Annotated in this window: 16 protein-coding genes, 5 tRNA genes and 1 other RNA gene; 21 read left to right on the top strand and 1 reads right to left on the bottom strand. The window is 63.5% G+C overall.

The genetic code is table 11. The annotated features are described in order from the left end of the window. The first annotated feature begins 4 nt into the window (after nucleotides 1-4). From DSOUD_RS01370 to DSOUD_RS01395, 6 genes are all read left to right on the top strand, one after another. The gene (locus DSOUD_RS01370; RefSeq protein ID WP_053549314.1) at nucleotides 5-607 is read left to right on the top strand and encodes a UbiX family flavin prenyltransferase; all 603 of its coding nucleotides are present in this window, start codon (nucleotides 5-7) and stop codon (nucleotides 605-607) included. Between the two features lie 274 nt (nucleotides 608-881). Continuing rightward, a complete protein-coding gene (mqnE, locus tag DSOUD_RS01375; protein WP_053549315.1) occupies nucleotides 882-1,961 on the top strand; it encodes an aminofutalosine synthase MqnE in 1,080 nt (359 codons plus the stop codon). A gap of 80 nt (nucleotides 1,962-2,041) precedes the next feature. Then, entirely contained in the window at nucleotides 2,042-3,106 is a 1,065-nt protein-coding gene (mqnC, locus tag DSOUD_RS01380) for a cyclic dehypoxanthinyl futalosine synthase (protein ID WP_096335416.1), read from the top strand. 108 nt (nucleotides 3,107-3,214) lie between these two features. Next, nucleotides 3,215-4,267, top strand: a complete 1,053-nt coding sequence (gene hisC, locus DSOUD_RS01385; protein WP_053549316.1) for a histidinol-phosphate transaminase — start codon at nucleotides 3,215-3,217, stop codon at nucleotides 4,265-4,267. Between the two features lie 204 nt (nucleotides 4,268-4,471). After that, entirely contained in the window at nucleotides 4,472-5,587 is a 1,116-nt protein-coding gene (gene mutY / locus DSOUD_RS01390) for an A/G-specific adenine glycosylase (RefSeq protein ID WP_053549317.1), read from the top strand. Between the two features lie 3 nt (nucleotides 5,588-5,590). Continuing rightward, on the top strand, nucleotides 5,591-6,715 hold the full coding sequence (locus DSOUD_RS01395; RefSeq protein ID WP_053549318.1) for a ribonuclease D: 1,125 nt from the start codon (nucleotides 5,591-5,593) through the stop codon (nucleotides 6,713-6,715). A 323-nt stretch (nucleotides 6,716-7,038) separates the two neighbouring features. Here the strand turns inward: DSOUD_RS01395 and DSOUD_RS01400 are convergent, their stop codons facing one another. Next, nucleotides 7,039-8,445 (bottom strand): class II fumarate hydratase, encoded by a 1,407-nt coding sequence (locus DSOUD_RS01400; RefSeq protein ID WP_053549319.1) that lies wholly within the window; start codon nucleotides 8,443-8,445, stop codon nucleotides 7,039-7,041. A 184-nt stretch (nucleotides 8,446-8,629) separates the two neighbouring features. On the opposite strand from DSOUD_RS01400, the gene DSOUD_RS01405 reads away from it, so the two are divergent. From DSOUD_RS01405 to nifJ, 15 genes are all read left to right on the top strand, one after another. Further along, a complete protein-coding gene (locus tag DSOUD_RS01405) occupies nucleotides 8,630-9,502 on the top strand; it encodes an EamA family transporter (RefSeq protein ID WP_053549320.1) in 873 nt (290 codons plus the stop codon). Between the two features lie 115 nt (nucleotides 9,503-9,617). Continuing rightward, complete coding sequence (locus DSOUD_RS01410) at nucleotides 9,618-10,205, top strand: HD domain-containing protein (RefSeq protein WP_053549321.1); 588 nt, start codon at nucleotides 9,618-9,620, stop codon at nucleotides 10,203-10,205. Nucleotides 10,206-10,277: 72 nt separating this feature from the next. Continuing rightward, nucleotides 10,278-11,549 carry a serine--tRNA ligase gene (gene serS / locus DSOUD_RS01415; protein WP_053549322.1) on the top strand — a complete coding sequence of 424 codons (1,272 nt, stop codon included), beginning with the start codon at nucleotides 10,278-10,280 and terminating at the stop codon, nucleotides 11,547-11,549. An 11-nt stretch (nucleotides 11,550-11,560) separates the two neighbouring features. Beyond that, nucleotides 11,561-11,646 (top strand) — tRNA-Ser (locus tag DSOUD_RS01420). 64 nt (nucleotides 11,647-11,710) lie between these two features. Next, nucleotides 11,711-11,804, top strand: a tRNA-Ser gene (locus DSOUD_RS01425). Nucleotides 11,805-11,905: 101 nt separating this feature from the next. After that, nucleotides 11,906-12,388 (top strand): DUF2155 domain-containing protein, encoded by a 483-nt coding sequence (locus DSOUD_RS01430; protein ID WP_053552254.1) that lies wholly within the window; start codon nucleotides 11,906-11,908, stop codon nucleotides 12,386-12,388. Nucleotides 12,389-12,425: 37 nt separating this feature from the next. Continuing rightward, nucleotides 12,426-12,502, top strand: a tRNA-Arg gene (locus DSOUD_RS01435). A gap of 18 nt (nucleotides 12,503-12,520) precedes the next feature. Next, nucleotides 12,521-13,003: a tRNA adenosine(34) deaminase TadA gene (gene tadA, locus DSOUD_RS01440; protein ID WP_269745861.1), complete on the top strand. Its 483-nt coding sequence runs from the start codon at nucleotides 12,521-12,523 to the stop codon at nucleotides 13,001-13,003. Nucleotides 13,004-13,044: 41 nt separating this feature from the next. Next, nucleotides 13,045-13,132, top strand: a tRNA-Ser gene (locus tag DSOUD_RS01445). Between the two features lie 178 nt (nucleotides 13,133-13,310). Continuing rightward, nucleotides 13,311-13,398: transfer RNA gene (locus DSOUD_RS01450), tRNA-Ser, on the top strand. 48 nt (nucleotides 13,399-13,446) lie between these two features. Further along, nucleotides 13,447-13,545, top strand: an RNA gene (gene ffs, locus DSOUD_RS17660) — signal recognition particle sRNA small type. A gap of 70 nt (nucleotides 13,546-13,615) precedes the next feature. Beyond that, nucleotides 13,616-15,292: a DNA polymerase III subunit gamma/tau gene (dnaX, locus tag DSOUD_RS01455; RefSeq protein WP_053549324.1), complete on the top strand. Its 1,677-nt coding sequence runs from the start codon at nucleotides 13,616-13,618 to the stop codon at nucleotides 15,290-15,292. Nucleotides 15,293-15,366: 74 nt separating this feature from the next. Next, nucleotides 15,367-15,681 carry a YbaB/EbfC family nucleoid-associated protein gene (locus DSOUD_RS01460; protein ID WP_053549325.1) on the top strand — a complete coding sequence of 105 codons (315 nt, stop codon included), beginning with the start codon at nucleotides 15,367-15,369 and terminating at the stop codon, nucleotides 15,679-15,681. Nucleotides 15,682-15,997: 316 nt separating this feature from the next. Then, nucleotides 15,998-16,597, top strand: coding sequence for a recombination mediator RecR (gene recR / locus DSOUD_RS01465; protein WP_053549326.1), 600 nt, complete (start codon nucleotides 15,998-16,000; stop codon nucleotides 16,595-16,597). A 128-nt stretch (nucleotides 16,598-16,725) separates the two neighbouring features. Beyond that, on the top strand, nucleotides 16,726-20,310 hold the full coding sequence (gene nifJ / locus DSOUD_RS01470) for a pyruvate:ferredoxin (flavodoxin) oxidoreductase (protein ID WP_053549327.1): 3,585 nt from the start codon (nucleotides 16,726-16,728) through the stop codon (nucleotides 20,308-20,310). Nucleotides 20,311-20,340: the final 30 nt, after the last annotated feature.

Consider the following 20,340-nt stretch of genomic DNA (forward strand, 5'->3'; position numbering starts at 1 on the left):
GACCATGAATACGATCGTCGTCGCCATCACCGGCGCCTCGGGCGCGGTCTACGGCCTGCGCCTGGTCGAAGAGCTGCTGGCTGCCGGGCGCAACGTCGCTCTCCTGGCCAGCGCCTCCGGCCTGGCGGTGCTGCGCCATGAAACCGGCCTCGACTGGACGGGGAGCGCCGGCGAGCGCCGGGAGAAGATGCGCGCTCACTTCGGCACCGCAAGCCTCGAGCACTACGACCAGGACGATTTCTTCGCCCCGGTGGCCAGCGGCTCCTCGGCGCCGCAGGGGGTGGTCATCGCACCCTGTTCCATGGGGACGGCCGGGCGCATCGCCGCCGGTCTCAGTAACACGCTCATCGAGCGCGTCGCCGACGTGGCCCTCAAGGAGCGCCGCCCCCTGATCCTCGTCCCCCGGGAGACCCCTTTCAACACCCTTCACCTCGAGAACCTCCTGCGCCTCTCCCGGGCCGGGGCGCAGATCCTGCCGGCGATGCCGGCCTTCTACCACCGGCCGCAGTCGGTCGAGGCGCTGGTCGACTTCGTGGTCGGTAAGATCCTCGACACCCTCGGGATCGACCACGCCCTTTTCCAGCGCTGGGGTGAAGGGGGAAAGTGATCTGCGTTTAGCACTCACCACCCATGATTGCCGAATCAAGGGGTGGGTTTTTCTTGAGAAACCTTTTCAACGCAGAGGCGCGAAGAGAGCAGAGATGGAGAGAAAATCCTCCTCTTTTGATCTCCTCTGCGCCTCAGCGTTAAAGCCTTTGAGTTCGTCTTGTATCCATCCTCCAGTTAGCCCTGGCAATCGGGGCCAATTGGTTTAGCGATTCGTCAGTCACAGAGAAGGGAAAATCCTCCCCTCTGTGTTTACGTAACCAGGAAATTGATCCATGACTCGATTCTTCGAAAACCTCCGCGCAAAAATCGACAACGGCGCCCGCATCTCCGACGATGAAGCCCTCGGGCTTTTTTCCAGCAACGACCTGCTGGGTATCGGCGAGCTGGCCGCCCGGGCCAATCGCCGCAAAAACGGCGATCGGGTCTACTTCAACGTCAACCGTCACATCAACTACACCAACCTCTGCATCAACCGCTGCACCTTTTGCGCCTTCTCCAAGGGGGTCGAGGATGAGGGGTGCTACACCCTGGCCCTCAACGACATCCTGGAAAAGGCCGCCGAGGCGAGCGCCGCCGGGGCGACGGAGATCCACATGGTCGGCGGCCTCCACCCCGAGCTCCCCTTCGACTTCTATCTCGAGATGCTCGCCGCCGTCCGGGCCGACAACCCGGCGCTCCACATCAAGGCCTTCACCGCCGTGGAAATCGACTATTTCGCCTCCCTCACCGGACAGAGCATCGAGCAGGTCATCGCCGAGCTCAGGGAGGCCGGTCTCGGCTCCATGCCCGGCGGCGGCGCCGAGATCTTCGCCTCCGGTGTGCGGCAGAAAATCTGCCCGGAGAAGATCTCCGGGGAGCGCTGGCTCGAAGTCACCGAGATCGTGCATCGCAGCGGCCTCAAAACCAACGCCACCATGCTCTTCGGCCATCTCGAGGAACACGCCGACCGGGTCGACCACCTGTCGCGCTTGCGCCATCTGCAGGACGCCACCGGCGGTTTCCAGGCCTTTATCCCCCTGGCCTTTCAGCCCGACAACACCCGGGTCCCCGGCGCAAGGGGAGTCGGCGGCGTCGATGCCCTCAAGACGCTGGCCATCAGCCGCATCTATCTCGACAACTTCGAGCACATCAAGGCCTACTGGGTGATGCTGGGCCTGAAAATCGCCCAGGTCGCCCTCGCCTTCGGGGTCAATGACCTCGACGGCACGGTCATCGAGGAGAAGATCGGCCACGACGCCGGCGCCGACTCCCCCCAAGCTCTCGGCCAGAAGGAGATCATCGCCCTGATCCGCAAGGCCGGGAAGGTCCCCGTCGAGCGCGATACCCTTTACAATGAGCTGCGGGCTTACTGAACTTTTCACCACGAAGAACACGAAGACATGCCCTTGCCTTCTCCTGATCTACGTGTCCTTCGTGCCCTGGTAGATAAAAAATGTTGAAAACCATACAAAAAAAGATTGCCGCAGGAGTCCCCCTGGATCGACAGGAGGCGCTCTGGCTCCTCACCGAGGCCGACTTTCTCGAGATCGGCAAGCTCGCCGACGGCATCCGTAGGCAGAAGCATCCCGAAGGGAGGGTGACCTTCGTCGTCGACCGCAACGTCAACTACACCAACGTCTGCGAGTCCCAGTGCCGCTTCTGTGCCTTTTACCGCCAGGCCGACGCAGCCGACGCCTATCTCCTCGATTACGAAACGATTCATGGCAAGATTGCCGAGCTGGTCGCTTTCGGCGGCACCCAACTCCTGATGCAGGGAGGGCTGCATCCTAGGCTTAAAATCGAGTGGTTCGAAGAACTCTTTGCCCAGATCCGGGAGCGCTTTCCGGCGGTGCAGATCCACTCCCTTTCTCCTGCCGAAGTGATCCATATCGCCCGTCTCTCGGAAATCTCCATGGCCGAGTGCCTGCGCCGCCTGCAGAAGGCCGGACTCGCCTCGGTCCCCGGCGGCGGCGCCGAGGTGCTGGTCGATGCGGTCCGCAAGGAGATCTCCCCCAACAAGATCGGCTGGCGCGACTGGGCGGCGGTGATGGAGGAGGCGCATGCCCTGGGGATGCGCACCACGGCGACGATGATGTTCGGAAGCAGGGAGTCTCCCGAGGACATCGTCGAGCACCTCTACCGGGTCCGGGAGATCCAGGGGCGCAGCGGCGGCTTTACCGCCTTCATCCCCTGGACCTTTCAGCCGACCAACACCGAGCTCGGCGGGGAGACGGCGAGCGGCGTGGAGTATCTCAGGGTTCTGGCCCTCTCCCGCATCGTTCTCGACAATGTCGACAACATCCAGGCAAGCTGGGTCACCCAGGGGGCGCGCATGGCTCAGGTCGCCCTCTTTTTCGGCGCCAACGACCTCGGCGGCACCATGCTCGAGGAAAACGTCGTTGCCGCCGCCGGCTGCGCCTTTTCCCTGTCCCAGGAAGAGGTGGTCGAGATCGCCTGCGGCGCCGGCTTCATTCCGGCCAGGCGCAACACGTTGTACGAAATTCTCGAGGAATATTAATTCCCCGGTCCGCCACAGAGTCACAGGGAACAGAGAGTTTCAAATTCTGGGTTTCTCCGTGTCCTTTGAGCTCTGCGGTAATCCCGGTTTTTTTGAAGGGTGCCCACCATGTCCCTGCTCCGCAAGAACATCGCCGAGATGGCCGGCTACGTCCCCGGCTTTCAGCCCGAGGACGAGGCGTCCTGGCTCAAGCTCAACACCAATGAGAACCCCTACCCCCCCTCGCCGAAGGTGGTCGAGGCGATCCTCGCCGAAGTCGGGGCGGGGGGTGGAAATCTGCGCAAGTACCCCGACGCCGCCAGTCGTCTGGCGCGCCGGGCAGCGGCCGACCTCTACGGCTTCGACCCTTCCTGGGTGATTTTGGCCAACGGCTCCGACGAGCTCCTCAACAACCTGATCCGCGCCTTTGCCGGCGAAGGGGAGGAGGTCGGCTACGTTCACCCCTCCTATTCCTATTACGCGACCCTGGCCGAGATTCAGGGGGCGAGAATCCGCACCTTCGGTCTGACGGAGGATTTCCGCATCGCCGATTTCCCTGAGCGCTACGAGGGGAAGATCTTCTTTCTCACCACCCCCAACGCCCCCTTGGGCTTTGCTTTCCCCCTCGCCTACATCGAGGAGATCGCCGGGCGCTGTGCCGGGGCGCTGGTGGTCGACGAGGCCTATGTCGATTTTGCCGAGGTCAACGCCCTGGAACTGGTGAAAAGGTACGAGAACGTCATCGTCACCCGCACCTTTTCCAAGAGCTACTCCCTGGCCGGGATGCGCATCGGTCTGGCCATCGCCCGGCCGCAGGTCATTTCCGCCCTTGACAAGATCCGCGATCATTACCACCTCGACCGCCTCGCCCAGGCCGCCGCCGGCGCCGCCCTTGCCGACCAGGCGTATCTGGCCCTGACCGTAGGCCGCATCCGCGCCACCCGCGACCGGTTTTCCGCTGAACTGCGCAACATCGGATATCAGGTCATCCCCTCCAGCGCCAACTTCGTCTTCGCCTCCCCCCCGGACCGCAACGGCAGGCGGGTCTACGACGCCCTCTTTTCCCGCAAGATCCTGGTGCGCCACTTCTCCGACCCGCTCCTCGCCCACGGCCTGCGGATCTCCATCGGCACGGACGAGGAGATGGAGCAGACACTTGGTGCTCTGCGGGAGATCGGGTAGGTGAACCTTTGCTCACCACGGAGACACAGAGGCACTGAGAAAGTCCGAGGCTTTACACGAAGCCACGCAAACCTCCATCCGGCAAATTGGTGAGTCTTGGGCAGTTTTTTGAAGGAATCAGGGTGGTGTTTTTTCTGAGGTTATGTTTCCCTTTTGTGGTTCTAACGATTTTCCCTCTGTGTCTCTGTGTCTCTGTGGTAAATCATGCCTGAAAATTTCCTCTTCGATCCCGCCGACGTCGCCCCCCGCCTCCTCGCCTGGTACGGCCTGGAGGGTCGCGACCTCCCCTGGCGGGGGTGCCGCGACCCCTACCGCATCTGGCTCTCGGAGATCATGCTGCAGCAGACCACCGTCGCTGCGGTCATCCCCTATTACGAGAAATTTCTCTTGGCCTGTCCCGACGTGGCGGCCCTGGCCGCATCGTCTCCCGAGGAGGTCATCGCCCTGTGGGCCGGCCTCGGCTACTACAGCCGGGCCCGCAACCTGCACGCTGCCGCTCGAAGAATCGTTGCCGAAGGGGGCGGAGCCTTTCCCGACGACCTTCCGGGACTGATGGCTCTCCCCGGGGTGGGGCGGTCGACGGCCGGGGCGATCCTTGCCATCGCCTACGATAAAAAAGGGGTGATTCTCGACGGCAACGTCCGCCGGGTTCTCTGTCGCCTCTTTGCCCTCGAGGGGGATCCGAGGAGCGCCGCCGCCGAAGGGAAGCTCTGGGGCTGGGCCGAAGCGCTGACTCCGGAGGATCGTCCCCACGACTACGCCCAGGCGATCATGGATCTCGGCGCCACTCTCTGCGCCCCGAAGCGCCCCGACTGCCCGCGCTGTCCCCTCATCGATCTCTGCCGGGGGCGGCAGCTCGGTCTGGAGATGGTTCTGCCGGCGGCCAGGGCCAAACGGAGCGTTCCCGAGATTTGCCAGGTCGCTCTGCTGCTGGAGCGAGACGGCTGTTTTCTGGTGCGACGCCGACCCTTTTCCGGTCTCCTCGGCGGGCTCTGGGAGTTTCCCTGCCGCGAGGTGGCGAAAGGGACAGAGCCGGCGGCGGCCGCCTCCGCCCTCCTGGCCGAGCTCGGAGGAAAAGGGGGTCTGCGGGAGCTGGGCCGGACTCGCCACGCCTACAGTCACTTCCGGGTCGAGGTCCTCTTCTACCGGGGGAGTGCCGGAGAGGCCGCCGCGGTCGCCGAAACCGCAGGGGAACTCTGGGCCAATGAACGGGAGTTGGCCGAAATCCCCCTGCACGGGGCCCACAAAAAAGGGGTGCCGCACCTTGCCAGGGAGCGGTGGAACTGTCATGATGCCCCATCCATTAAAGCCAAGGAGTAGTAAATGCCCGATACCCTGATACTCACTGACAGCGGCGCCATCGCCGATTTTGCCCGGGAGCTCCACGCCTTCCCGGTGATCGCCGTCGATCTCGAAGCCGATTCCATGCACTGCTACAAGGAGAAGGTCTGCCTCCTGCAGTTCACCACCCCCGAGCGCACCGTCCTCGTCGATCCCCTGACGGTCTCCGATCTCGACTCCCTCAAGCCGGTGATGGCCGACCCGGCGGTGCGCAAGATCTTTCATGCCGCCGATTACGACATCCGTTGCCTGTATCGCGACTTCGCCATCGAAATTAACGGCCTCTTCGACACCATGATCTCCTGCCAGTTTCTCGGTGAGGAGAAGTTCGGTCTGGCGGACATCCTCGGCAAGTATTACGGACTCGTGCTCGACAAGCAGTACCAGCGGGCCGACTGGGCGCTGCGTCCTCTGACTCCGGAAATGATCCGCTACGCCGCCGAGGACACCCGCCACCTCCACGGCCTGGCGCTGATGCTCGAGGAACGCCTGGCCGCCAAGGGGCGGCTCGACTGGGTCGCCGAGGAGTTCGCTCTCCTCGAGCAGGTGCGTCACAGCGAGCACGGCGGACCGATGTTTCTGCGCACCAAGGGGGCCGCGGCCCTCGACCGCCGGCAGCTGGCGGTTCTCGAGGAGGTGCTGCAGTGGCGCGACCGCGAGGCGCGCCGCCGCGACCGCCCCCCCTTCAAGATCCTCGGCAGCAAGTCCCTCTTCGAGGTGGCCCGCTCCCTCCCCAGAAGCGAGCAGGGGCTGGTCGCCATCGAGGGGATTTCCCCCCGGCTGGTCGAGCGCTTCGGGCGCACCCTCCTGGCCGCCGTCGAGACCGCCATGGCCCTTCCCGAGACGGAGCTGCCGGTCTATCCCCGGGGCGAACGCCGCCTGCGGGATCCCGAGGTCGACAAGCGCATGTCCGTCCTCAAGGAGTGGCGTCAGGCGACGGCCCTCGAGCTGGAGATCGATTCCGGCGTCCTCATCAACAACGCCACCCTCGAGGGGATCGCCCGTTCCGTGCCGAAGACGGAGGAGGCTCTCGGCGCCATTCCGGGAATAAAAAACTGGCAGCGCCGGGTCCTCGGGCCGGGGATACTCAACTCTCTGGGGAGTTGAGGGGAGAAGGAAGAGGGGAGAAGGAAGAAGGAAGAGGACATTTGAGGGACATGAAAGGAAAGGCGACCGATTCCGGTCGCCTTTTTTGGGTTGTAGGGGGAGAGGAAGATCTGGGTGTCGGTCCGTTTTGTCGGTAGATAGGCCTTTTGACTAAAAAGCGTTGCGTCGTTGCGGCGTCGCGTGAGGAAAAGGTCCTGATTGTCGGTCGTCCCGCGAAGGTCTGGCCAAAACATCAACAAAAATCAAGTCAAGACCAGGTTTCACGCGACGACGCAACGACGCGACGAAAACCTTGGGGCTTTGAAATCGAAATCAGGAGTCTGCTACCTCGTCTTGCCGGGGACCCCGGGCTCGGTCATCGGACGCGGGTCGAGGAGGCGTTCGAGCTCGTCGGGAGGGAGAATCCCCTCCTCCAGGGCGATCTCGCGCACGGTCCGGCCGCTCTGGTGGGCCTTCTTGGCCACCTGGGCCGCCCGGTCGTAGCCGACGGCCGGGACCAGGGCGGTGCACATGGCCAGGCTCTGCTCGATGAGCCCCTCGCAACGGCCGCGGTCGGCCTGCAGACCGACGATGCAGCGGCCGGTAAACTCGCTTGCGGCGCAGCCGAGAAGGGATATGGCCTGCAGGAGGTTGTGGGCCATCACCGGCATCATGACGTTGAGCTCGAAATTGCCGGCGAGTCCGCCGACGGTGATGGCGGCATCGCAGCCGATCGTCTGGGCGCAGGCCTGCATCAGGGCCTCGGCCATCACCGGATTGACCTTGCCGGGCATGATGGAGCTGCCGGGCTGCACCGCCGGGAGGATCAGCTCGCCGAGGCCGCAGCGCGGACCGCTGCCGAGGTGGCGGATGTCGTTGGCGATCTTGAAGAGGGTGACGGCGCAGCTCTTGAGGGCGCCGCTGGCGGCGACGACGGCGTCCTTGGCCCCCTGGGCCTCGAAGTGGTTGGCCGCCTCGCGGAAGGGGATGCCGGTGACCTCGGAGATCCCGGCGATGACCGAGGCGGCGAAGCGGGGGTGGGTGTTGAGTCCGGTGCCGACGGCGGTGCCGCCGAGGGGGAGCTCGAGGAGGCCGTCGACGGCCCCCTCGAGACGGCGGATGGCGAGGGCGCTCTGGCGGGCATAGCCGGAGAAGATCTGGCCGAGGCGCACCGGGGTGGCGTCCTGCAGGTGGGTGCGGCCGATGGTGACGATGTCGTCGAAGGCGACGGACTTCTCGCCGAGGGCCTCCTGCAGGGCGAAGAGGGCGGGAATCAGGGTGTGGCGGATCTCCACCGCCGCGGCGATGTGCATCGCCGTGGGGATCACGTCGTTGCTCGACTGGCCGAGGTTGACGTGGTCATTGGGATGCACGGCGCGGTCTCCGGCCGCCCCTCCCATGAGCTGGGCGGCGCGATTGGCGATGACCTCGTTGGCGTTCATGTTGGTGCTGGTGCCGGAGCCGGTCTGGAAGATGTCGAGGACGAAGTGCTCGTCGAGAAGGCCGCGGATCACCTCCTCGGCTCCCTCCATGATGGCCATCGCCCGTCCGTCGTCGAGGAGGCCGAGTTCGAGATTGACCCGGGCGGCCCGCTCCTTGATCATCCCGAGGGCGCGGATGAAGGGGCGGGGAAAGCGGATCCCGGAGATGGGGAAATTCTCCAGGGCGCGGGCGGTCTGGGCGCCGTAGAGGGCCCCGGCGGGGACCTCCATGGTGCCCATGGAATCCTCTTCGATGCGGCGGTCGGTCATAAGGGTCGGGCTCCTTGGGGGGAAGGGTCGGCGGCGAAAAATCCGCACGCCGGAAGAGCCCTTCGAGCATAGCAATTTGCCCGGTGCTGTCAATCCTTTTGAAAATGTTGTTTTACCCTGACTAATTTTTACTCCGATCAGTTTTACTCTCGCTAATTGAGTGGAAATCGGCTAGCCTTTTCCCATGAGTAGCCTGGCATTTGTTCTGATCCTGTTTTCTGCCCTGATGCACGCCCTGTGGAACCTGCTGGTCAAGCGCAGCGGCGACAAGACGGTCTTCATCTGGTGGATGTTCTGCGCCTCCGGGGGGCTGCTCAACCTCCTTCTCCTCTTTATCCCCGGTCCCTTCCCCTCTCCGACCCCCGAGGTCCTCCTCCTCGGGGCGGCCGGCGCCGCCTGTTTTGTCTTCTATCACCTCTTCAACGGCCGGGCGTACCGGCGGGGGGACCTGTCGCTGACCTACCCCCTGGCTCAGACCTCCATGTTCTACGTCCCTCTCTGGGGGGTGTGGCTCCTCGGCGAGCGCCTGTCGGCTCTCGGGATGGCCGGCATTGCCCTCATCATCGTCGGCGCCTACACCGTTCAGCTGCGGCGGCTCTCCGCCGGGGAGATCCTCCGACCCTTCCGCAGCCTCGCCGACCCCTCGGTGCAGGCGGCGCTGGCCGCCGGGTTCATCTACTCGGTGGGGGCGGTGATCGACAAGACCGGGGTCGGCCTCTACCCCCCCTTCTACTTCACCTACCTGCTGGTGATGTTCATGCTCTTCTTCATGACTCTCAACCTGCTGCGCCCGTCCTATCGCGGCCGGTTGATGGCCGAGTTGCGCCTCAGCCGCACCCTGGTGATCCTCTCGGGGCCGGTGCTGATGGGGTCCTTCCTCGCCTTCCGTTACGGCCTCAAACTTGCGCCGATGAGCTATGCGGTGCCGGTGCGCCAGGTCAGCCTCCTGATCGGGGTACTGATCGGCGTCTTTTTTCTCCGCGAGAGCTGCGGGCGCATCCGCTTCGCCGCCACCGCCCTGATCCTCGCCGGGGTCTTTCTCATCCGCCTCGGCTGAGCCGCCGCATTTTTCTCTTTTTTCCTTGGTCCCGCCTCTCCTTTGTGTCAGGATTCCGGCAGCCGTTATCGACCTAATGTCCTGCGGACGAGCGACCTAACAAGGAAAACAGACCATGCGCAATCTCGCCAATTTTTTCTTCGAAGTCGGCATGCTCAAACGCACCCCGCGCACCGGGTTCCAGTTTCTCGGCTCCGGCACCCAGTCGGTGGCCGAGCACTCCTTTCGTACGGCGATGATCGGTTACGCCCTGGCCCACCTCGATCCCGAGGCCGACGCCGGTCGGGTCCTGCAGCTCTGTCTCTTTCACGACGTCCCCGAGGCCCGCACCGGCGACCTCAACTACGTCGCCAAGAAATACCTGAAGGTCGATGAGGCCCGGGCCGTTGAAGATCTCGCCGAAACGCTCCCCTTCGGCGACGACTACCGGGGCCTGATCGCCGAATTTACCGGCCGAAGCAGCCGCGAGGCGCAGATTGCCCACGACGCCGACCAGCTGGAGATGATTCTGGCCCTCAAGGAATACAAGGACCTCGGCAACCGCTATGCCGACGAATGGTACCCCTTTTCGGTACGGCGCCTCAAAACCGACGCCGCCCGCCGCCTGGCCGAAACGATCTGGACCACGGACTCGACCCGCTGGTGGTTCGACGACGATGAGGACTGGTGGGTCGAGGGGAGGAAACCTCCGGAAGGGGCTTGACGCCTCCGGACGAAAGTGCTAAAAACTTCCCCTTGCGGCGGCAAACCCCTCATCGCCGGGAACGGAATCGCCATGCTCGACATCAAAAACCTGCGGGACAATCTGGACCAGGTCGAAGCGCGCCTCGCCACCCGTGGCGGCAGCATCGACCTCTCGGCCTTCCGCCAGCTCGACCGGCGGCGGCGCGACCTCCTCGGCGAATCCGAGACCCTCAAGGCGGAAAAGAATCGGGTTTCGGCCCTGGTCGGCCAGACGAAGGACAAGAGCCAGGTGCAGGGGGAGATCTCGCGGATGAAGGACGTCTCGGCGAAGATCAAGACCCTCGACGACGAGCTCAAGGGGGTCGAGGAAGGGTTGCAGACGCTCCTGCTGACCATCCCCAACCTCCCCCATCCCCAGTCCCCCGTCGGAGCCTCCGAGGAGGAGAACCGCGAGGTGCGCCGCTGGGGGACCCCGCGGGAGTTCGATTTCGCGCCGAAACCCCACTGGGACCTCGGCGAAGACCTGGGAATCCTCGATTTTGAGCGGGCCGGCAAGATCACCGGCGCCCGATTCGCCCTCCTCCTCGGGCAGGGCGCCCGCCTGGAGCGGGCACTGATCAACTTCATGCTCGATCTCCATACCCTCGAACACAAATATGTTGAAGTTCTGCCGCCCTTTATGGTAAACAGGGAATCCATGACGGGGACCGGACAGCTCCCCAAGTTCGAGGATGATCTTTTCCATGTCGAGGGGCCGGACTACTTCCTGATCCCCACCGCCGAAGTCCCGGTGACCAATATCCACCGCGACGAGATCCTCTCCGGCGGCGATCTCCCCCTGTGCTATACGGCCCACACCCCCTGCTTCCGCAAGGAGGCCGGATCCCACGGCCGCGACACCCGGGGGCTGATCCGCCAGCACCAGTTCAACAAGGTCGAACTGGTCAAGTTCACCCGCCCTGAAGATTCGGATGCCGAACTCGAAAAGCTTCTGGCCAACGCCGAAGAGGTCCTCCGGCGCCTCGAACTCCCCTACCGGGTCATCGATCTGTGTACCGGCGATCTCGGTTTCTCGGCGGCCCGCACCTACGACATCGAGGTCTGGCTCCCCGCCCAGGGGGTCTATCGCGAGATTTCTTCCTGCTCCACCTTCGGCGATTTTCAGTCCCGACGTGCGGCGATCCGTTTCCGGCGCGAAGAAGGGGCCAAGCCTGAACTGGTTCACACCCTGAACGGCTCCGGCCTCGCCGTCGGCCGTACCCTGGTGGCGATTCTCGAAAACGGTCAGCAAAAGGACGGCTCGGTGACGATCCCCGCGGCCCTGCGCCCCTACATGGGGGGACTGGAAAGATTGAAGATTTAAGGCAGGGTCACGGAGGAGTGGCCGAGTGGCTTAAGGCGGCGGTCTTGAAAACCGTTGAACGAAAGTTCCGTGGGTTCGAATCCTACCTCCTCCGCCATACCAACGCTCCCCCGACTGCGGGGCGGGCGGCACAGCAGAAACAGACAACCTAGATGTTCCACGGAGAGGTGGCCGAGTCGGCTGAAGGCGCTCGCCTGCTAAGCGAGTGTACGGGGTCAACCTGTACCGAGGGTTCGAATCCCTCCCTCTCCGCCATTTTATACAGCTTCGACCCCTTGGGGGGATTCGAAGCCGAGCGTTTCGCGGGGTCGATACCCTGCGGCGGTGCCCTTCCCGAAGGCGATGAGGTAATCCCGATGCCCAGGCTTTCATGGTCCATACTTTTGATCCTCACCCTTTTACTTGCGGCGGCAGGTTGCAGCCGGCAGGAAGAGGCAAAGACCGAGCATCCGAAGGCTACCGAAAAGCTGAGGGCGCGGGTGGTGGTGCCGGATAACGTCAAGGGGAAGTGGCGGGCCGTCAAGATCGCCGTGCGCGACAAGGAAAGCAACACGGAAGACATCTACACCGTCAACATCGGCTACGAGTTCGTGGTCGCCGGTTCGCAGCTTCGGCTCAAGGTGGAGAACTTCCTCCCGGCCTTCATCATGGACGGCACGAAGATGACCTCGGCCTCCAATGAAACGAGGAATCCCGCGGTGCAGATCATCGTCACCGAAGGGGGCGCCGAGATCTTCGAAGGGTGGCTCTTCAGCCTTTATCCCGGCACCCATGCCTTCGAGCACCAGCGCTATAATTTCTCTCTCGTCGATTTTATTCCGGCCGGAAAAAAAGGTTGACAGGCCGGAGGAATTGAGCGATAAGTACGCTTCTTGCGCGCCGCTAGCTCAGCTGGATAGAGCGTCTGACTACGGATCAGAAGGCCGGGGGTTCGAATCCCTCGCGGCGCACCACTTTTAAAAAAGAACCCCGTGAATCTTGACGACCAACAAGACAGGGGCTTTATGCACGAGGCCCTGGTGGAAGCAGCCGCTGCTGAAAAGCTCGGCGAGATTCCCATCGGGGCCGTTGTTGTTCAGGGCGGTGAAATTATCGGCCGCGGCTACAACCTGCGCGAAACGAGCAACGATCCGACCACCCACGCCGAGATGGTGGCCATCCGTGCGGCGGCCAGGCATCTCGGCAGTTGGCGCCTCCTCGACTGCACGCTCTACGTGACTCTCGAGCCCTGCGTGATGTGCATGGGGGCAATCATTCTGGCCCGGATTCCCCGTCTGGTCTATGCCTGCCGCGACCCCAAGGCCGGCGCCGTCGGTTCCCTCTACGATTTCTCCCGGGACGAGCGCTTCAACCACCGCGTCGAGGCGGTCGAAGGGGTTCTCGGCGACGAATGCAGCACGATGCTCAGCCGCTTCTTCCGGGAGCTGCGGGCCCGCAAAAAATCAGTGAGCTGATCCGGCCGATCGCTCCTGGTTGTTCGACAAACACCTGTAACGGAGGGGTGTCCGAGAGGCCGAAGGTGACAGACTCGAAATCTGTTGTAGCGCAAGCTACCGGGAGTTCGAATCTCCCCCCCTCCGCCAAAAAGAAACGGCCCGTCTGCCCTGCAGGCGGGCCGTTTCTTTTTCGGTCAGGTCTGTGCCGTGCAGCCAACGGGGTAGGTGGCAGGGGCCCGCACTCGTTTCTGCCCGATATGTTTGCCGCCGACTCAAGAAAAGGCTTTACAATCCCCGACCCCCTGCGGTATTCTCCCCAACCTGCGGAGAGGTGACCGAGTGGCCGATGGTGCTCGCCTGGAAAGCGGGTGTAGTGAAAGCTACCGAGGGTTCGACTCCCTCCCTCTCCGCCAGTTTTAATATCCGCCCAACCGATTTTCATCATTGCCGATAGAAGTGACAGCCGGGTCCCGCGCAACGGACGGTCGCCAACCCCGTCAGGCCCGGAAGGGAGCAGCGGCAACGACCTCAGCCGTGTGCCGCGGGGGTGCCTGGCTGTCACTTGTGGCGGCAATACCCTCCCGCTCTTCCGCACTTCCTCCCCGATCCTGTACGGAGACCTCTCGCCCCATGTCGTACCTGGTACTGGCCCGCAAATGGCGACCACAGACGTTCGAGGATCTGGTCGGACAGGAGCACGTCAGCCGCACCCTGGGCAACGCCATCGCCAGCGGCCGGGTCCATCACGCCTTTCTTTTCACCGGCGCCCGCGGCGTCGGCAAGACCTCGGCGGCGCGCATTCTCGCCAAGGCCCTCAACTGCGAAGAGGGGCCGACGGCTCAGCCCTGCAACAAATGCCCTTCCTGCCTGGAAATCGCCGCCGGGCAGGGGGTCGACGTCTTCGAGATCGACGGCGCCTCCAATACCGGCGTCGACGACATCCGCGAGCTGCGGGAGAATATCCGCTACCTGCCGTCGAAGGCGCGCACCAAGATCTTCATCATCGACGAAGTCCACATGCTCTCCATCAACGCCTTCAACGCCCTGTTGAAGACCCTCGAAGAGCCGCCGTCCCACGCCAAGTTCATCCTCGCCACCACCGAACCGCACAAGATCCCCGTCACCATCCTCTCCCGCTGCCAGCGCTTCGATTTCCGCAAGATTCCCCTCCCCAAGCTCCTCGGTCGCCTGCGGGAGATCGTCGACGCCGAAAAGATCGCCATGTCCGACCGGGCCCTGGCTCTCATCGGCCGGCGCGGCGAAGGGAGCATGCGCGACGCCCTCTCGACCCTCGATCAGGTCATCGCCTTCTGCGGCGAGACGGTCTCCGACGAGGATGTGCAGGGACTTCTGGGGATGGTCGATCGCCGCCTGCTGCTGGAGACGGCCGAAGGGGTTCTGCAGCGCGACAGTCGGCGGGTGCTGGAGGTGGTGCGGCGCGTCGACACCCTCGGCCACTCCTTTCGCCAGTTCGGGCAGGAACTGGTGGAGATCTTCCGGTCCCTGGTGCTGGTCAAGGTCCTCGGCGACCCCGGGGAACTGCTGGAGACGACGGAGGAGGAGCTGCGGGAGCTTTCGGGGATGGCGGCGTCCGTCGCCCAGGACGACCTGTTGCGCGCCCTGACGCTCCTCATCCGCACCGAGGCTGAACTGGCCACCGCGACCTTTCCCCGCCTCACCCTCGAGATGGCCCTGGTGCGCCTGGCGACCTTGGCGCCTTCGGTGGAGATATCCGGGGTGATGCGCAAGCTCGAGGATCTCGAACGTCGCCTGGCCGGGGCCGGCCCCCTGTCGCCGCCGCCGCGATCCGCCGTCCCGCCCCCCCGTCCCCCCCACCCCGAGGGGGAAGGGGAAACGACAAAAAAGCCTGAAGCCCCTGCGTCTCCCCTGTCGAATCCGGGGGGAGGGTGGCAGGGGCTGGTCGATCATCTCAGGACTCGCCGCCCGGGGCTCGCCTCCCTCCTCGAGCATGGCAGCCTGCTGAGGTTCGAGCTGCCCCTTCTTGAGATCGGTTTTTCGCCAGGCTCCTTTCATTTCGAGCAGATCAAGGACCCGGAAACCCAGGACGCCCTTGCCGGGCTGGCACTGGAATACTTCGGCGAAAAGGTGACCATTAAGGTCAGTGCCGTCAGCCCCGGAACCGGGGCGGCCCCGCCGACCCTCATCGAGGAGCGTCGGGCCCAGGAGTCGGACCGGGAAAACCGTCTGCGCGAAGATGCCCTGGCCCACCCGATGGTGCAGGCCGCGCGGGAGATTTTCGGCGGCCAGGTCAAGGACGTCCGTCCCATCGACAAGGGGTTTGTCTAGGAACCCATCCGTTATCGATGCGGCTATCATAAAAAGCAGGGCGCTGTCGTTGTCGCGCCAGAGAAGGAGTGACCATGTCCAAGAGTATGGGTAACATCATGAAGCAGGCGCAGCAGATGCAGCAGAAGATGGGGCGCCTGCAGCAGGAACTCGAAGGGCGCGAGGTCGAGGCCTCCGCAGGCGGCGGGATGGTGACCGCCGTTGTCAACGGCAAGCAGCAGTTGCTCTCCCTGAAGATCGAAAAGAGTGTCGTCGATCCCGAAGATGTCGACATGCTCCAGGACCTGGTGGTCGCCGCCGTCAACGAGGCGATCAAAAAGAGCCAGGAGATGATGCAGGAAGAAATGGGGAAGATCACCGGCGGGTTCAATATCCCCGGGCTCTTCTGATCAGGTCGTCGCCCTTTTCCGGGGCCGTTGTCGTTCTGGCCTCGAACCGGGGCTCGTTTTCGCAAGGGGGGTCTTCGGGCCCTTCCTGGAATGCGGGCCCTTTTTTTTTAACCGGGGGGCGTCCGGAATCTTGCGGTTTTCTGTTTTGAAACAGGCCGTCGGGGAGGTGCGCGGCGACCGTCCTTCGGTTCTGCGGCGGCAGGAATGAGGCCCGGGGACCGGTGGCGGCCCGGCGATAAAAGGAAACTAAAAACTTTTTTTGATCTTAGTAAAAAATAGAACAGGATTTTAAATAGTTGGATTTATCGGAGGGCCTATGTTAAACTCCATCCCGTCTTTCGCCCGGCTGGTCACCGAGCTGGGTAAGCTTCCGGGTATCGGCCAGAAGACCGCCACCCGGCTGGCCTTCTTTATCCTGCGGCAGCCGGCTTCGGAAGCCGAGGCTCTCGCCGAGGCGATCCGCGGGCTCAAGGAAAAAATCCGCTTCTGCTCCCGCTGTTTTCACATCACCGAGAGCGACCCCTGTCCGCTGTGCAGCAACCCCGGCCGTGACGACGCCCTGCTCTGTGTGGTGGAAGAACCTCAGGACCTGATCGCCATCGAACGCAGCCGGTCCTTTCGCGGCCGCTACCATGTGCTCCACGGCGCCCTGTCGCCGCTGGACGGTGTCGGACCCGATGACCTCAAGATCCGAGAGCTCCTGTTGCGTCTCAAGGACCATCAGGTCACCGAGGTGCTCCTCGCCACCAACTTTACCGTCGAGGGGGAGGCCACCGCTCTCTACCTGGCTCGGCTGATCCACCCCCTGGGGATTCGCGTCACCCGCCTGGCCTACGGCATCCCCATGGGAAGCGATCTCGAGTTCGTCGACGAGGTGACGGTCAACCGGGCGGTGGAAGGCCGCCGTGATCTTTGACGGGCGGTTGTCTTTCCCTCCCCTTGACGTATGCTTAGTCTCTTTCAAGTTGTTCTGTTGGCGTAGTTTCTGTCCCGGCCGCACGGGGGCAGGTGGAATTCGGGAATTACCAAGCAAAGGAGAAGTTCATGTCGCGTAAAATGGTAACCATCGACGGTTGTTCGGCCGCTGCGCATGTCGCCCATGCGACCAATGAGGTCATTGCGATCTATCCCATCACCCCTTCTTCCGGCATGGGCGAGATTTCGGACGCCAAGAGCGCAGCGGGAGAAAAAAACATCTGGGGGACCATCCCGAGGGTGGTCGAGATGCAATCCGAAGGGGGCGCCGCCGGTGCTGTTCACGGAGCCCTGCAGGCCGGCGCTCTGACGACGACCTTCACCGCCTCCCAGGGGCTCCTGCTGATGATCCCCAACATGTACAAGATCGCCGGGGAGCTCACCCCCACGGTCTTTCATGTTTCGGCCCGTGCCATCGCCGCCCAGGCGCTCTCCATCTTCGGCGACCATTCGGACGTCATGGCCTGCCGCCAGACCGGTTGGGCGATGTTCTGCTCCAACAACATCCAGGAGGTCATGGACTTCGCCCTGATCTCCCAGGCCGCGACCCTCGAGTCCCGGGTCCCCTTCCTTCACTTCTTCGACGGCTTCCGTACCTCCCATGAGATTCAGAAGGTCGAGGAGCTGACCAAAGACGACATGCGCCACCTGATCGACGACGACCTGGTGCGCGCCCATCGCGCCCGCGCCCTCTCCCCCGATCGTCCGGTGCTCCGCGGCACCGCCCAGAACCCCGATGTCTATTTCCAGGGGCGCGAGACCGTCAACAAGTTTTATACCTCCATTCCCGCCATCGTTCAGAAGCAGATGGACAAATTCGCCAAACGTCTCGGCCGCCAGTACAAACTGGTCGACTACGTCGGCGCTCCCGACGCCGAGCGCGTCATCGTCGCCATGGGCTCGGGGTGCGAAACCGTCCACGAGCTGGTGGAGGCACTCGTCGCCAAGGGTGAGAAGGTCGGTCTGGTGAAGATCCGTCTCTTTCTCCCCTTCCCCGTCGAGGCCTTCGTCAAGGCCCTTCCCAAGTCGGTCCGGAAGATCGCCGTTCTCGACCGCACCAAGGAACCCGGTTCCCTCGGCGAGCCTCTCTACCACAACGTGCGCACCGCCATCGGCGAGGCGATGGCCGACGGCCTGACCTCTTTTGCCGGCTACCCCGCCATCGTCGGCGGCCGCTACGGCCTCGGCAGCTACGAGTTCACTCCCGGCATGGCCAAATCGGTCTTCGACAATCTCTCCCAGGACAAGCCGAAAAACCATTTCATCGTCGGCATCAAGGACGACGTCACCGGCGCCAGCCTCAACTTCGATCCTGCCTTCAAGCTTCCGGCTCCCGGCATCTACTCGGCCATGTTCTACGGTCTCGGCAGCGACGGCACCGTCGGCGCCAACAAGAACTCCATCAAAATCATCGGCGAGAGCACCGACAACAACGTCCAGGCCTACTTCGTCTACGACTCCAAGAAGGCCGGCAGCGTGACCACCTCCCATCTGCGTTTCGGCAAGGCGATGATCCGCTCCCCCTATCTGGTCGACTCCGCCGACTTCGTCGCCTGCCACATGTTCGCCTTCCTCGAGCAGTACGACATGCTCAAGAGCGCCAAGGAGGGAGCGACCTTTCTCCTCAACTCCCCCTTCGGCAAGGACGAGGTCTGGGCGCACCTCCCCCGTCCGGTCCAGCAGTCGATCATCGACAAGAAGCTCAAGTTCTACGTCATCGACGGCGTGCGCCTCGGCAACGAACTCGGCCTCGGTTCCCGCATCAACGTCATCATGCAGACCGCCTTCTTCAAGATCTCCAACATCATCCCCCTGCAGCAGGCGATCGACGAGATCAAGGACGCCATCGTCAAGAGCTACGGCAAGTCCGGCGAGAAGGTTGTCGCCATGAACAACAAGGCCGTCGACGCCGCTCTCGAGAATATCCACCAGGTCAAGGTGCCGGCCGGCGCCGACAGCACGGTGAAGATGAAGGCCGGCCTCGGCAAGGATGTCCCCGCCTTCGTCCGCAACACCCTCGGGACGATCATCGAAGGGAAGGGCGATTCCCTGCCGATCTCGGCCATGCCCGCCGACGGAACCTTCCCCACCGGAACGGCCAAGTACGAGAAGCGCAACATCGCCATCGACATCCCGGTGTGGGACGAAACGCTCTGCATCCAGTGCGGCATCTGCTCCTTCGTCTGCCCCCACGCCACCATCCGCATGAAGATCTATGACGGCGCCCTCCTCAAGAAGGCTCCGTCGACCTTCAAATCCTGCGACGCCAAAGGGAAGGAGTTCGCCGGCAAGAGCTTCACCCTGCAGGTGGCGCCCGAGGATTGCACCGGCTGCGGTGCCTGCGTCTACAACTGCCCGGCCAAGAGCAAGACCGACGAGAAGCACAAGGCGATCAACATGCAGTTCCAGGCGCCGCTGCGCGACCAGGAAGCGGCCAACTGGGACTTTTTCCTCGGTCTTCCCGACACCGATCCGGCCCTGGTCAACCGCGCCAGCCTCAAGGGGAGCCAGCTCCTCCTGCCGATGTTCGAATTCTCCGGCGCCTGCGCCGGCTGCGGCGAGACACCTTTTCTCAAGCTCGCCTCCCAGCTCTTCGGCGACCGGATGCTCATCGCCAACGCCACCGGCTGCACCTCGATCTACGGCGGCAATCTCCCCACCACCCCCTGGTCCCCGCGCCAGGACGGCCGCGGTCCGGCCTGGAGCAACTCCCTCTTCGAGGACAACGCCGAGTTCGGCTTCGGCATGCGCCTGACCGTCGACAAGTTCAGCGAGTACGCCCTCGAACTTCTCGACAGAATGATGGACTGCGGCTGCAAGGTCTGCGGCGACACCAAGGAGTTGATGGCCAAGATCAAGGGCGCCGACCAGACGACCCAGGAAGGCCTCGAGCTGCAGCGCGAGCGCGTCGCCAAGCTCAAGAAGGCCCTCGAAACCTGCACCGATCCGGAGAGCCGGCAGCTGATCTCCCTGGCCGATTATCTGGTGAAGAAGTCGGTGTGGATTGTCGGCGGCGACGGCTGGGCCTACGATATCGGTTACGGCGGCCTCGACCACGTCCTGGCCAGCGGCGAGAACGTCAATGTCCTCGTTCTCGACACCGAGGTCTACTCCAACACCGGCGGTCAGGCCTCCAAATCGACGCCTCTGGGCGCCGTGGCCCAATTTGCCGCCGGCGGCAAGCGCATGCCGAAGAAGGACCTGGGGATGATCGCCATGAGCTACGGCAACATTTACGTCGCCAAGGTCTCCCTGGCCAACCCCGCCCAGGCGGTCAAGGCCTTCCTCGAGGCCGAAGCCTATGACGGTCCGTCGCTGATCATCGCCTACAGCCACTGCATCGCCCACGGCATCGACATGACTACCGCCGTGGACGGCTGCAAGGAAGCGGTTGCCTGCGGCCACTGGCCGCTTCTCCGCTACAACCCGGCGCTGGCCGACGAAGGGAAGAACCCTCTGCAGCTCGACAGCAAGGAGCCGACCCTCGCCTTCTCCGACTACGCCCAGAAGCAGAACCGCTACCGGGTGCTGCAGAAGGCCGATCCGACCGTGGCCGGGGAGCTGATGGCCGAAGGGAACAAGCTCACCGCCACCCGCTACGACCTGTACAAGAAGCTCGCCGAGATGCAGGCGGACTGCGGAACCAAAAAGTAAAATCGAAAACATAGAGCAGACTGGGACTCC

Origin of the sequence: Desulfuromonas soudanensis, from assembly GCF_001278055.1 — a bacterium.
GTDB lineage: Bacteria > Desulfobacterota > Desulfuromonadia > Desulfuromonadales > WTL > Deferrimonas > Deferrimonas soudanensis.

Bases quoted from the DNA above. Each gene is read 5' to 3' on its own strand.
- mqnE (WP_053549315.1), top strand. From the start codon at position 882: ATGACTCGATTCTTCGAAAACCTCCGCGCAAAAATCGACAACGGCGCC.
- recR (WP_053549326.1), top strand. From the start codon at position 15,998: ATGTTAAACTCCATCCCGTCTTTCGCCCGGCTGGTCACCGAGCTGGGT.
- mqnC (WP_096335416.1), top strand. From the start codon at position 2,042: ATGTTGAAAACCATACAAAAAAAGATTGCCGCAGGAGTCCCCCTGGAT.
- dnaX (WP_053549324.1), top strand. From the start codon at position 13,616: ATGTCGTACCTGGTACTGGCCCGCAAATGGCGACCACAGACGTTCGAG.
- serS (WP_053549322.1), top strand. From the start codon at position 10,278: ATGCTCGACATCAAAAACCTGCGGGACAATCTGGACCAGGTCGAAGCG.
- DSOUD_RS01395 (WP_053549318.1), top strand. From the start codon at position 5,591: ATGCCCGATACCCTGATACTCACTGACAGCGGCGCCATCGCCGATTTT.
- DSOUD_RS01405 (WP_053549320.1), top strand. From the start codon at position 8,630: ATGAGTAGCCTGGCATTTGTTCTGATCCTGTTTTCTGCCCTGATGCAC.
- DSOUD_RS01370 (WP_053549314.1), top strand. From the start codon at position 5: ATGAATACGATCGTCGTCGCCATCACCGGCGCCTCGGGCGCGGTCTAC.
- DSOUD_RS01400 (WP_053549319.1), bottom strand. From the start codon at position 8,445: ATGACCGACCGCCGCATCGAAGAGGATTCCATGGGCACCATGGAGGTC.
- mutY (WP_053549317.1), top strand. From the start codon at position 4,472: ATGCCTGAAAATTTCCTCTTCGATCCCGCCGACGTCGCCCCCCGCCTC.
- hisC (WP_053549316.1), top strand. From the start codon at position 3,215: ATGTCCCTGCTCCGCAAGAACATCGCCGAGATGGCCGGCTACGTCCCC.
- DSOUD_RS01460 (WP_053549325.1), top strand. From the start codon at position 15,367: ATGTCCAAGAGTATGGGTAACATCATGAAGCAGGCGCAGCAGATGCAG.
- nifJ (WP_053549327.1), top strand. From the start codon at position 16,726: ATGTCGCGTAAAATGGTAACCATCGACGGTTGTTCGGCCGCTGCGCAT.
- DSOUD_RS01410 (WP_053549321.1), top strand. From the start codon at position 9,618: ATGCGCAATCTCGCCAATTTTTTCTTCGAAGTCGGCATGCTCAAACGC.
- DSOUD_RS01430 (WP_053552254.1), top strand. From the start codon at position 11,906: ATGCCCAGGCTTTCATGGTCCATACTTTTGATCCTCACCCTTTTACTT.